The sequence below is a fragment of the Lentzea sp. NPDC036949 genome (assembly GCF_055608075.1).
The window spans coordinates 23,775-36,173 of the sequence record NZ_JBVJRA010000011.1; the positions used below are offsets into that span (position 1 = coordinate 23,775).

Annotated in this window: 11 protein-coding genes; 5 read left to right on the plus strand and 6 right to left on the minus strand. The window is 70.2% G+C overall.

The genetic code is table 11. The features are described 5' to 3' along the window. Nucleotides 1-48: 48 nt before the first annotated feature. On the minus strand, nt 49-1,224 hold the full coding sequence (locus ACZ7CD_RS28150; protein ID WP_470380060.1) for an SGNH/GDSL hydrolase family protein: 1,176 nt from the start codon (nt 1,222-1,224) through the stop codon (nt 49-51). 75 nt (nt 1,225-1,299) lie between these two features. On the opposite strand from ACZ7CD_RS28150, the gene ACZ7CD_RS28155 reads away from it, so the two are divergent. From ACZ7CD_RS28155 to ACZ7CD_RS28175, 5 genes are all read left to right on the plus strand, one after another. Continuing rightward, nucleotides 1,300-1,836: a class I SAM-dependent DNA methyltransferase gene (locus ACZ7CD_RS28155; protein WP_458433223.1), complete on the plus strand. Its 537-nt coding sequence runs from the start codon at nt 1,300-1,302 to the stop codon at nt 1,834-1,836. Between the two features lie 650 nt (nt 1,837-2,486). Continuing rightward, the gene (locus tag ACZ7CD_RS28160; RefSeq protein ID WP_360388365.1) at nt 2,487-4,796 is read left to right on the plus strand and encodes a sensor histidine kinase; all 2,310 of its coding nucleotides are present in this window, start codon (nt 2,487-2,489) and stop codon (nt 4,794-4,796) included. 38 nt (nt 4,797-4,834) lie between these two features. Beyond that, complete coding sequence (locus ACZ7CD_RS28165) at nt 4,835-5,260, plus strand: roadblock/LC7 domain-containing protein (protein ID WP_360387520.1); 426 nt, start codon at nt 4,835-4,837, stop codon at nt 5,258-5,260. Further along, a complete protein-coding gene (locus ACZ7CD_RS28170; RefSeq protein ID WP_360387523.1) occupies nt 5,257-5,631 on the plus strand; it encodes a DUF742 domain-containing protein in 375 nt (124 codons plus the stop codon). Before ACZ7CD_RS28165 ends, ACZ7CD_RS28170 begins: the two co-directional genes overlap by 4 nt. Beyond that, nucleotides 5,612-6,205, plus strand: coding sequence for a GTP-binding protein (locus ACZ7CD_RS28175; protein WP_360387526.1), 594 nt, complete (start codon nt 5,612-5,614; stop codon nt 6,203-6,205). Before ACZ7CD_RS28170 ends, ACZ7CD_RS28175 begins: the two co-directional genes overlap by 20 nt. Before the next feature lie 54 nt (nt 6,206-6,259). On the opposite strand, the gene ACZ7CD_RS28180 is transcribed toward ACZ7CD_RS28175, so the two are convergent. The 5 genes from ACZ7CD_RS28180 to ACZ7CD_RS28200 form a co-directional block, all read right to left on the minus strand. Beyond that, nucleotides 6,260-7,618: a tryptophanase gene (locus ACZ7CD_RS28180; RefSeq protein ID WP_360387528.1), complete on the minus strand. Its 1,359-nt coding sequence runs from the start codon at nt 7,616-7,618 to the stop codon at nt 6,260-6,262. A 30-nt stretch (nt 7,619-7,648) separates the two neighbouring features. Beyond that, on the minus strand, nt 7,649-8,743 hold the full coding sequence (locus ACZ7CD_RS28185) for a tryptophan dimethylallyltransferase family protein (protein WP_470380061.1): 1,095 nt from the start codon (nt 8,741-8,743) through the stop codon (nt 7,649-7,651). Between the two features lie 367 nt (nt 8,744-9,110). After that, on the minus strand, nt 9,111-10,064 hold the full coding sequence (locus tag ACZ7CD_RS28190) for a lysyl oxidase family protein (RefSeq protein ID WP_470368519.1): 954 nt from the start codon (nt 10,062-10,064) through the stop codon (nt 9,111-9,113). Continuing rightward, entirely contained in the window at nt 10,040-11,383 is a 1,344-nt protein-coding gene (locus ACZ7CD_RS28195) for an FAD-dependent oxidoreductase (RefSeq protein WP_458433222.1), read from the minus strand. Before ACZ7CD_RS28195 ends, ACZ7CD_RS28190 begins: the two co-directional genes overlap by 25 nt. Further along, nucleotides 11,383-12,258 carry a glycosyltransferase gene (locus tag ACZ7CD_RS28200; RefSeq protein WP_360387539.1) on the minus strand — a complete coding sequence of 292 codons (876 nt, stop codon included), beginning with the start codon at nt 12,256-12,258 and terminating at the stop codon, nt 11,383-11,385. Before ACZ7CD_RS28200 ends, ACZ7CD_RS28195 begins: the two co-directional genes overlap by 1 nt. Between the last annotated feature and the right edge of the window lie 141 nt (nt 12,259-12,399).

The following is a 12,399-nucleotide window of genomic DNA, read 5'->3' on the forward strand; positions in this document are numbered from 1 at the left end:
CCCCCGTGTGCGAGCAGTCGAAGATCAGCACGCCCTGGGCCGTGTGGCTCAGAGCGCCGCCACCCGTACCGCCCGTGCCATCGCCGCGAACCCCTTGTCACCGGGGTGCAGGTGGTCGCCCTCGTCGTACTCCGGCCTGATCCGCTGCGGGTCGGCCGGGTCGCGGACCACCGCGTCGAAGTCCACCACCGCGTCGAACTCGGCGCTGCCGCGGATGTGGGCGTTGACCGCCTGCCGCACCTGTTCGAGCTCGGGGGTGTAGCTGTACCAGCCCTTGAACGGCGTGATCGTCGCGCCCACCACGCGCAGACCGCGGTCGTGGGCGCGGGCGGCGATCTGCCGCAGGGCCGCGATGATCTTCTCCGGGTTCGTCTCGTGCGGGGTCTGCTGGATGTCGTTGATGCCCTCGAACACGATCACCGTGCGCACGCCGGATTGGGTCAGCACGTCGCGGTTCAGCCGGGCCAGGGCGTTCGGTCCGGCCGAGCCGCCGTCGAGGAGCAGGCGGTTGCCGCTGATGCCCGCGTTCACGATGCCGTAGCGGGTGTTGACGCGGTCGGCGAGCTGGTCGGGCCAGCGCAGGTTGGCGCCCCAGGTGGAGTTCGCACCGTCGGTGATGGAGTCGCCCAGTGCGACCACGCTGCCGCGCAACGTGGACGAGCGCACGTCGACGCCCGAGACGTAGTGCCAGGCGGTCGTGCGCTCGCGGTAGGCGGCGCCCGACTCGGCGGCGGTGTGGTTGCCCTCGCGGGTCAGGTACGAGTTCTGCATCGTGAGCTGGTGGTGGGTGACCGGGCCGCCCGCCGCCGGCGTGAAGACCGAGACCAGCAGGTCGGAGTCGGCGGGCACGGTCAGCGCCACGCCGTCGCTCACCACGTCGGCACCGGGCGGGGCGGTGATGGACGCCGCACCGCCCCACGTGAGGATGCGCATGGTGCCGGGCAGCGCGGACGGGGTGTCCGGTCCGGCCGCCAGCGCCACGGTGACCTGCCCGAACAGCACCGGTGTGCGCCCGTAGGCGTTGGACAGCCGCACGCGGATCTCACGACCGCCCGCGCTCACGTGGACGATGTTGCGGAACGAGTGGTTCGCGTAGCCGTTCTCCGTGCCGGGGACCGCGGAGGACGGTGCGGCGGCCCAGGTCCCGAACCACCGGGCGGGAGCAGCCTGCGCGGGAGAGGCCGCGGCCACGAACAACGCCACTGCCAGCAGAAAGCGCGTCATGCACTCGACCTTGGCAGCGCTCCTACACGCGCGGTATCCGCCGATCCGAGGGTTCGGGGCCCTAGGCTCGGGTCCGTGTGGAACGGAGCGGAGTACCAGGCCAGGTTCGACGAGCTCGCCGCGTCGGGAGTGGACGTGCACGGCGAAGCGACCTTCGTGCGGGCGTACGGGCCCACGTCCGTGCTGGACGCCGGGTGCGGCACCGGGCGGGTAGGGATAGAGCTGGCCCGGCACGGCATCGAGGTCGTCGGTGCCGATGTGGACGCGTCCATGCTGGCCACGGCGCGCGCCAAGGCCCCGGAGATCGACTGGGTCGAGTCCGATCTGGCCGCACTGGACCTCGGCCGGGTCTTCGACGTGGTGGTGATGGCGGGCAACGTGCCGCTGTTCACCCCGCCCGGCACGCAGGGCGCTCTGGTCGCGGGGGTCGCGCGGCACGTCGGCACCGTCCTCGTCGCGGGGTTCGGCCTCGACCGCGGGTACTCGGCCGACGAGTACGACCGGCACTGCGCGGACGCGGGCCTGGAGTTGGCCGAGCGCTACGCGACGTGGGACCGCGCCGAGTTCCGCGGCGGCGACTACGCGGTCTCGGTTCACCGCCGGGCCGGGTGAGGGCCGGAGGGACTTCGGGCGCGAAGTGGTCGCGGCCGCCGAGCCGGTGCTGCCCGAGCCGTACGACGCGGTGCTCGCGCGGCTTCCTGGGGACGAGGCCGAGCGGTGCCTGCTCGGTGTGCGCGCGTCCCGGTGCTGGTGCGCGTGGGTTTCCCGGTGCAACCGGACAGCGGGCTGCCCGAACGGGCCGCGGTGCGTTCTTCGGTTAGCACAAATCGGTGCGGCCGTCGAGATGTGCGCTGTGAATTTCCGAAACAACCGAAGGCTCGTTCATGTGATTCGGTTCACATTGTCAGCGAATCCAAATCGGTCAACCCGCTGTCAAGCGGCGCGGCAATTCGTGTCGTTCTCTCTGCTCGAACGGTGTTTGGCGTGCTCCTGACGGACCAGCCTTGCGCTGCTCCGTATGCTGAGATGCGCACGTGGACCTGGGTGTCGCCGTGGCCGGTTGACTGAGTACCCTGCTCGGCAACCGCAATGCATGATCATCTACGGTTGGTCGTGCTGTTCTCGCGGTGCTATCTTTCCGTCGCCAATTCAGGTGGTCGTGGAGCGTTGTGAAGCTGAAGAACGTGCCTGACACAAATTACAAGACAATTCGGTCCCGGCTCACCGGTGTTGTCGTTGTTCCCAGCATCGTGCTTCTGGTGATGTGGGTGCTGTTCTCGTCGTACACCGTGTTCGACGGTCTCTACCTGCGGCTGGTCGCCTCGGGTGTGCGGGACGCGTCGATTCCGGCGGTGCAGTCGTTCGCGTCCCTGCAGAAGGAACGCGAGCTCAGCATGACGAACCTGAGCCGGCCGGGTTCGGGTAGTTCCGCACTGCAGAAGCAGTGGCTGGAAACCGACTCCGACCTCAGCACGATGAAGACCGCGTTCACCGATCTCGCCGCCCAGGCGCCGCAGGAGGTCGTGGACAGCATCGGCAGGCTCAACGGGCTGCTGGACCAGCTGCCGCAGCAGCGGGCCGTGATCGAGGCGGGCACCGCGTCCAAGGCCGAGGTCTACCGCTTCTACAACAGCGTGCTCGACGCGGGCGCCTCGCTCTACAACACGCAGGCCCGCATCGTCCCCGACGCGCCCACGGTGCAGAGCGCCCTGGCCGCCGTGCAGTACTTCCAGGCCGCCGACTCGATGTCGCGCGCCGGGTCCGTCGCCGCCGGTGCGCTCACCGCCGGCCGGTTCACGCCCGAGGACCACCGCGAGTTCGTCTACCTCGTCGGCGCGTACCGCTCGTCGCTCAACGCGATCGAGCCCAACGCGCTGAAGGAGGTGCGCGACCACTACCAGCGCGTGATCACCAGCCCGTCCTGGCAGCAGCTGGGCGCGCTGGAGAACCGCCTGCTGCAGAACGCGGAACGGCCCATCGGCAACTCCGTCGGGGCCTCCGACTGGGAGACCGCCAGCCGCGCCGTGTCCACCGAGCTCACCACGATGGTGCAGGAGCAGTCCAACGGCGCCGTGAACGTCGCGCTGGAGAACGGCGAGAACAAGTTCAACACCGTCCTCATCGGCAGCCTCGTCGCCCTGCTCGCGGTCATCGCCGGCATCTTCGTCGCCGTCCGCATCTCCAACCGGCTGGTCAACAAGGCGTTGATCGTGCGCCTGACCAGCCTGAAGAGCGACTCGCTCAAGCTCGCCCACGAGCGCCTGCCCGACATCGTCGAGCGGCTGCGCGAGGGCAAGCACGTCGACGTCGCCGCCGAGGTCCCCTCGCTCGACTACGGCAACGACGAGATCGGCCAGGTGGCCGACGCGTTCAACGCCGCGCAGTACACCGCCGTCGCCGCGGCGGTCAAGGAGAGCCAGACCCGTGAGGGCGTCAACCGGGTCTTCCTCGACATCGCGCGCCGCAACCAGGGCCTGGTGCACCGCCAGCTGAAGATCCTGGACCGGCTGCAGCACGAGGAGGAGAACCCCGAGCAGCTCGACGCGTTCTTCCAGCTCGACCACCTCGCCACCCGCGCGCGCCGCAACGCGGAGAACCTGATCATCCTCACCGGCGAGCAGCCGGGCCGGCAGTGGCGCAAGCCCGTGCGCATGCTCGACGTGGTGCGCGCCGCCGTCGCGGAGACCGAGCAGTACGCGCGGGTCAAGGTGAACCCGGTGCCCGAGGTGGCGCTCACCGGTGCCGCCGTCGCCGACACGATCCACCTGATCGCCGAGCTCGTCGACAACGCCACCTCGTTCTCCCCGCCGCGCTCGCAGGTCGAGGTGCACACCAGCGAGGTGCCGCAGGGCATCGTCGTGGAGATCGAGGACCAGGGCCTGGGCATCAAGGCCGAGGACCGCGAGCTGCACAACCAGATGCTGGCCGCGCCGCCCGACTTCGAGGCGATGCGCCTGCGCGGTGAGTCGCGCCTGGGCCTGTTCGTCGTCGCACGCCTCGCCGCGCGCCGCGGCATCCGGGTCGAGCTGCGCGAGTGCTCCTCCGGCGGCACGATCGCGCTGGTGCTCATCCCGGCCGAGCTGCTCGCGGGCGACGCGGGCGCGGCCGACACCACGGACGTGCCGCAGCTTCCCCGGCCCTCCTACCGCCAGCAGGTGCAGCAGGTGCGCCCCGAGACCCACGTGCCGTCGCAGGCCCGCCCGCCGGCGGAGTCGGGGTCCGAGCTGGACCAGTTCTGGGCGGGCGCCTCGACCAAGGGCCACGTGCCGGTCACCGGCACCGACGGCACCGAGCTGTCCCGCGCGCACACCCGGCCGGAGAGCTGGCCCACCGACACCGACACCGCCGCGGGAGGTGGCGAAGTGCGCCAGGACGAACGGCCGCAGCTGCCGCGCCGGCAGCGGCAGCAGCACCTCGTGCCCCAGCTGGCGACCGACGACCTGCGTCCCGATCCCGACTTCACCGAGTTCGACGCCGAGGAACGGGCCGAACGCGCCCGTGACGGCCTGTCCGCGTTCCAGCGCGGCGCTCGTGACGCCAGGACCGCGGACCCCCACGACCTCGAACCGTGATGCGCACTGGGACTCCGGAAAGCGAAAGGCGATTTCCCATGGAAGAGATGACCGGCGGGCAGGCCAAGCTCAACTGGCTGCTGGACGACCTCGTGAGCAGAGTGGTCGGTGCTCGGCACGCGGTGGTGCTCTCCGCTGACGGTCTGCTGCTGGCCCGTTCGCCCGAGCTGTCGAAGGACGACTCAGACCACCTCTCCGCCATGGCGTCGGCGTTCCAGTCGCTCGCCCGCGGCACCGGCCGGCACTTCGGCGGCGGCCAGGTGCGCCAGACCATCGTGGAGATGGAGCGCGCGTACCTGTTCGTCACCGCGGCCGGGCAGGGCGCCTGCCTCGCCGTCGTCGGTGACGAGGACGCGGACATGGGCATGATCGCCTACGAGATGAACATGCTCGTGAAGCGCGTGGGCGGCTACCTGTCCACCGCGCCGCGCACCCCGTTGCCCAGCGCACTCGGGTTGTCATGACCGTCCACTCGGGAGACTGGTGGTACGACGAGGCGGCCGGCCCGCTCGTCCGGCCCTACGCGCTGGTCAGCGGCCGCACCCGGCCGGTGTGGGGCGATCTGCACCTCACGACCCAGGTGCGGTCGATCCGCACCTCGAACGACCCCGCCTCGCTCTCGGTGGAGCACACCGAGATCATGAAGCTGTGCCGCAAGCCGTTGTCCGTCGCGGAGGTCGCCGCGTACCTGCACGCACCGCTGGTCGTGGTGAAGGTGCTGCTGAGCGACCTGATCCAGCGCGGAGACGTCATCACCCGCGACCCGTCGCGGATGGCGACCGCGATGGACATGAACCTACTGCAGAAGGTGCTGGATGGTGTCCGTGCAATCTGACCAGCGCGACGACGACCTCGCCGTCCCCGTCGCCGTCAAGATCGTCGTCGCCGGCGGGTTCGGCGCGGGCAAGACCACGCTGGTCGGGTCGGTCAGCGAGATCACCCCGCTGCGCACCGAGGAGCTCCTCACCGCCGCGGGCGAGGAGATCGACGACATCGTCGGCGTCGAGGGCAAGAACACGACGACGGTCGCGCTGGACTTCGGCCGCATCACGATCAACACCGAGCTGGTGCTGTACCTGTTCGGCACACCGGGCCAGGACCGGTTCTGGTTCATGTGGGACGAGCTGGCCTCCGGTGCGATCGGTGCCGTGGTGCTGGTCGACACCCGCAGGCTGGAGACCGGGTTCGCGGCGATCGACTTCTTCGAACGCCGCCAGATCCCGTTCGTGGTCGCGGTGAACTGCTTCGACGGCAGCTACTCCTACACCGAGGCCGAGGTGCGCCACGCCCTCGACGTCGGTGACGCGGTGCCGTTGGTGCTGTGCGACGCCCGTGACCGCGAGTCGTCGAAGGCGGTGCTGGTGCGGGTGATCGAGCACGCGATGAGCCGCATCGGCGTGCCCGCCTGATCTTCGCGCAGGACCGGAAGGCCCCTCGGTGGTGACCCGAGGGGCCTTCTCGCGTCAGCGGACCTGGGCGAGGCGGGCGCGGAACGGGCGCAGGACGGCGGGTGCCTCGGTGAGGCGGTAGCCGGGCACCGACTCGGGGTCCTTGGCGATGCCGGCGAGCGTCTCGGCGACGTACTCCAGGTGGCTGCGGGTGTAGACGCGGCGCGGGATCGCGAGGCGCACCAGCTCGAACGGCGCCGGCGTCAGCAGCTCACCGGACTCGTCGATCTCACCGAGGTACAGCGACCCCAGCTCGGCGCACCGCACACCGCCCGCCAGGTACAGCTCCGAGGCCAGCGCGTGACCGGTGAACCGGTGCGACGGGATGTGCGGCAGCAACCGGCCCGCGTTGAGGTACACCGCGTGCACACCGGCGGGACGCACGCTCTCCACACCGGCCTGGCGCGCGCACTCGGCCAGGTACGCGGTGGCCTCGGCCCGCTCCTTGAGGTACGCCGGGTGCGTGACCTCCATCAGGCCCTGCGCGCACATGTCCAGGTCACGACCGGAAAGCCCGCCGTAGGTGCGAAAACCCTCGGTGGCGATCAGCAGCAGCTCGCACTGCTCGGCCAGGTCGGGGTCGGTGAGGGCGAGCATCCCTCCGATGTGGACGATGCCGTCCTTCTTCAGGCTCACCACGCACCCGTCGGCGAGCCGGAACGCGAGCTTCGCGACGTCGCGCGGGCTGTGGTCGCGGTACTTCTCCTCCCGCTGCGTCACCAGCCACGCGTTCTCGGCGAACCGGGCCGCGTCGAGGAAGAACGGCACCCCGAACCGGCGGCACAGCGCGCTGACGGCCTCCAGGTTCGCCATCGACACCGGCTGCCCGCCGCCGCCGTTGTTGGTGATCGTCATCAGCACCAGGCCGACGTCCTCCGGCCCGGACAGCACCGCCTCCAGCGCGACGAGGTCGATGTCGCCCTTGAACGGCGCGTCGCTGTCGAGGTCGGCCGCTGCCGGGCAGGGCAGGTCGCGCACCACGCCGCCGACGAGCTCCACGTTCGCGCGGGTGGTGTCGAAGTGGGTGTTGCCCACGGAGAGCTGGCCGGGCTTGAGCAGCGCGGAGAACAGGATCCGCTCGGCGGCACGGCCCTGGTGCACCGGGTAGATGTGCGGGAAGCCGGTCAGCTCCTCGGCCACCTCGCGGAACCGGAAGAACGACCGGGCGCCCGCGTAGGTCTCGTCACCGCGCATGCCCGCGGCCTGCTGCTCGGCCGAGAGCGCACCGGTGCCGGAGTCGCTCAGCAGGTCGATCGTGACGTCGTCGGCGGTGAGGTTGAACTGGTTGTACCCCGCCTCGGCGTAGCGGCGCTCGCGGTAGTCGCGGGTGGTGATGGGGATGGGCTCGACGACCTTGATGCGGTACGGCTCCACGACACTGCCTTCTTTCCTCGTACTGCGGCACTACGACGACATGGCTGTGGTTCGGGGAGGGGTCACGTCGTACGCCTCGGAGGACAGGTAGACCGTGACGCCGGGGCGCGGCCGGCCCAGGCGCAGCGAGACGTGGGCGATGAGACCGACACCGTCGCCCAACGGCCTGCGCACGATGCTCGTCAGCGCCAGCACGAACGGCGTCGGGTCGAGGCCGCACCTGGTCATGATCGCGAGGACCCGCTCGCACGCCTCCAGGTCGTCCTGCACGTAGTCGCGCACCGGGATGTAGACCGAGTAGCCGCCCGGCCGTTCGGTGTCGCCGGCGAGGAAGTTGTAGGCCGACATCAGCGGGCGCCGGGTGAACGGGCCGGTGCCGGCCCCGGCGATCGCGCAGACGTCCGCCAGCAGCCCCAGGTCCACCCCGGGCACCGCGGCCGCCGCGTGCGTGACGTCGGCGATCTCGGCGGAGTCGTGCGAGACGTAGGTCTTCACCCGCGCGCGGTGGTCGTCCATCAGGTCGAGGGCGAAGAACGAGAACCGGTCCAGGCCCTCACGGCGCAGGGCGTGCCGGGCGACGGCGGGGAAGGCGGGGCCGAGGCCGAGCCGGTCCAGCGCCGCGCTGACGAGCTCGGTGCCGCGTCCGGGGCCGCGCACGTCGGGGTTGAGGTAGACCTTGATCGCCGGTGCCGCGTGGGCCCCGACGATCAGCGAGTACCAGAACGAGAAGGCGCCCTGCGGGTCCTCCGGCAGGAAGAGGTCGCGGACCTGGTCGAGCTGGCGCAGGTCGAGGTCGTACCGGGCGGCGAGCTGGTCGAGCACGGCCAGCGCCGCGGTCAGGTTGGCCCGGCTGTCCGGCTGTTCGGCGAGCGACTCCACGATCATCCGCACCGCGGGTGGTTCGTTCCTGGCCAAAGCGACCGAGAATTCAACAGGTGTGTGGTCGTCGGCGACCGATGACGGCCACGACGGAACAGCGGACAACGGGCGCAGTGCGCCGGGTCCCAATGCGTCACCCAGCAACGCCGTCGAACTGCGCGCCGAATCCGCTAATCCGACAGCGCGCAACAGGCTCTGCAGTTGCCCAACGGCGAAATCGCGCAGGGTGAAGTCTGCCGTGCTCAAGACAGGGTCTCCTGATCGGCTGGGGAATCAGGTCAGGGCACAGTCCGGTCGGGGTGGAATGCGAAGTGAATTCTCTCAACTCACCACATGCCCAGGTCAAGGTCCAACGGGGTTGCGTGTGGCACTCTCCACTGTGATCAAAATTGCACTGCTCGGACTATTGACGTGAGCGCGAATGCAGTTCTCGAACAGTGTTCGGTTGCGCGAACTGGCGAATTGTGTTCGGAGTGCCGATGTGCTAGTGGTGAACGCGGTTTCGCAGAGTGAGTAGTTTGTGCTGCTAACTGGTTGTGTGGTAAAGCGCGCGAGAAACGCGAAACGGGGTGCCCGCGACCGCGGACACCCCGTTTCGGTATTCGAACCGGTACTACCTCGACTCGGCGCACCGCTCCCGGCCGGGACAGCTGCGCAGCAGCTTCACCGACGGCGCGAACGTGATCGTCGCGGGCGGCTGCACCGCGCCGCGCGGCCACTGCAGCGAGATCGCGATCGACGACGTGTTGTTGCTGTAGTCCTTCTCCAGCAACGCCCGGTCGGAGTTCGCGGCGTTGACCACGTCGTAGACACCCGACGGCACGTGCGTGAGGTCGAGCCACTGGAAGTCGACCCGGTGCTTGTAGTCGTCGCCGGAGCCGACGGAGATCCCGAACAGGACGTCCTGCGCGGCCGGGTTGTGGTGCTCGCACATGTGCCCGTTGAGCCGGGCCGCCAGCTGGCCCTCCGGCGTGGCCGGGTCGAGCGGGCGCCGCGGCAGGTCGTCCACGACGTCGTAGCGGTCGCCGATGCAGAAGCCGTTCTTGCGGTCGGTCACGACCACGCCGCCGTCGGGCCTGCGCAGCTGGAAGTACTCGAAGTTGAGCAGGTGCCAGTGCTGGTGCGACTCAGCCGGTTCGTAGTAGGCGCTCGAGGTGGTCTCGCGCCGCGCCTCGGCGTACGTGCGCGCGATCGAACCATCCACACCGGACTGGATCGACTGGCGCACCTTCATAGTCGGCACGTCGGTGCTGTCGCGGTGCGCGTGCAGCAGCAGGGGACCGTCGCCGACGTTGTCGATGGACGTGGTGAACCGCAGGCGCACCGCCTCGATCCGGCCGCCCTCGCGAGCGCACTTGCCGCGCGGCTTCGAGGCGTCCTCGACCAGGCACACGTCCCAGTCGCGGCACGTGTCCGGGTTGCCGGCGAACCCGCCGGGGCACCCGATCGGCGCCTGCCGCAGGTCGGGCAGCAGCGGCGCGGAGTCGGCGTGGACCTGCTGGGAGGAAACGAGGGTGGCTGCGGTGACCGTGAGAGCGGTGATCACCGCGCCGATTCTGCTGACCATGCGTCGATCTCCTGGGGCGTGGGCCTCCTGGCGGCGCGCAGGAGGCGGTCGGTCACCGAGTTCGCGAGCTCGACGCTCGAGTTCCAGCTGGTGACGTTCGGGTAGACGTGGGCGGTTGTGGCGAGCAGCAGCCGGGTGCCGGGCACCTCGACGGCCGGCCGGTCGGTCAGGTAGCCCAGCGGGTACACCGGTTCCACGAACGGCGCCTTGAACGTGCGCACCTCGTCGACGTCCGCCGGCGACAGGCCGGGGTGCAGGGCCAGCAGCTGCTCCGTCCACCGCCGTGCGATCGAGGTCTCGTCCTCGCGGTACAGCGCGGAGTCGCGGTCGGTGTAGCGCATGACGTACACGAGGTGGCGGCCGTCGTAGGGTTCGGTGCCCGCCAGCGCGGACATCTCGATCACGCCGTCGAAGTCGGTGCCCGAGCGCAGCACCGGCGCCCAGTAGTGCCCCGACAACGGCTTGCGCAGGAAGAACAACGTGTTCACGACGCCCTGGTAGCGCAACCGCACGTCGGGCAGCCGCCGGGCCAGCTCCTCGTCGGCGATACCGCGCAACGCGGGCAGCGGAACGGTGGAGACCGCGTGGTCCGCCACCAGCGACTCGCCGTCGGCCAGCGTCACGACCACCCGCTCGCCCCTGGTCTCCACGCGGGCCACGGGAGCCGAGGTGCGCACGACACCGCCACCGTCCTCAATGGACCCGCGCAGCGCGTCGACCACGTTCTTGTAGCCACCGGCCGGGTAGCCGCGCACCGAGTCGTTGCTCTCCCGGCCCAGGCGCTGCCACAGGTACAGCGCGGGCACGTCGCCGAACGCCGAACCGAACTTGGCGCCGAACAGCGGGGCGAGCAGCGTGCTCCACACGGCGTCGCCGTACAACCCCCGCAGCCAGTCCTCGGTGCGCAGGCGGTCGAGGTCCTTGCCCTTGCCCAACCGCCGCAGCAGCAGCGAGACCACGCCGAAGCGCACCCGGTCCGGCAGGCTCAGCGCCCGGAACCGCAGCAGGTCCAGCGCGGAGTTGAACGGGTGGTGCGCGCCCTCGACGACCATGCCCATGGTGGTGCGCCGCCAGCCGATGCTCTCGCGCAGGCCCACGTCGTCCAACAGGCCGAGCAACGCGTCGTCGGTCGGCATCACGCAGTGGTAGAAGCGTTCCACCCACCGGCCCCGCGACGGGAAGAACGTGCCGAGCCCGCCGAGCTGGTCGCTGCTCTCGAGCACCGTCACCGGCAGGCCGGCCCGCACGAGCCGGTGTGCGGTGGCGAGGCCGCAGATGCCTCCGCCGATCACGACGACGTTGCGCACTGGCGTCGCCATCAGAGCTTCCGGTACGGCACGGGCGCGAGGCGGTCACGCGTGAGCAGCAACAGGTACTGGGTCAGCGTCCGGCCGAGCCGGAGCTTGCTGGCGCCGGGCTTGCGGTCGTAGCGCAGCCGGAACGGGATCTCGCTGACCACCGGCCCGCAGTGGCGCAGCTTCAGCAGCAGCTCGACCATGCAGGCGAACCCGCGTTCCTCGACCAGCCGCTCGCCCCAGTGCGCGGCGGCCCGGCGCAGCAGGCTCACCCGGTAGGCGCGGAAGCCGCTGGTGAAGTCCTGGATGCCGTCGAAGTGCAGCACCCGGCCGAACACGACGCGCGCGCCGCGGGACAGGAACCGGCGGAAGCGCGGTGCGGTCGAGTCGTCGCCGCCGTCGACGAAGCGCGAGCAGATCACCACGTCCGCGCCGGCCGCGATCTCCCCGAGCAGCGGGGAGATCAGTCGCGGGTCGTGCGTGTCGTCGGCGTCCATCACGACCAGGACGTCGTCCGCCGCGGCCGCGTCGAGCACCGCACGCAGCCCGGACTGGACGGCCTGGCCGAGGCCGAGGTTCACCGGGTGGCGCACCAGCCGGACGTCCAGGCCGCGGACGCCCGCCACGCAGTCGCCGGTGCCGTCGGAGGAACCGTCGTCGACCACCCACACCGTGATCCGGTCGGACAGCTCGACGCCGGCGATGCGCCGCAGCAGCGCCGGGAGTGCGACCGCCTCGTTGTAGGCGGGGAGCACGACGTGCACGTCGCCGCACGGCCGGGCGTCGTTCTGCGCGGCTTGGGCCGTCTGCACGGACTGCCGGACGGGCTGCTGCACGACCTGCACGGTCGTCGTCGCGTGCCCGGCCGATTGCCGGACGCCGTTTTCGCCGACTTTCACTCAATGCCCCCACTTCGGTGGCTCGCGGTTGGTGCCATGAATTATTGACACGACGTGCTAAAGCTTTTGAGACGCCCCTGGCGTAGACCAGGGCAGTAGTACGCCGAAAGCTCACCAATTGCATTCGCTCAGCACACCGAA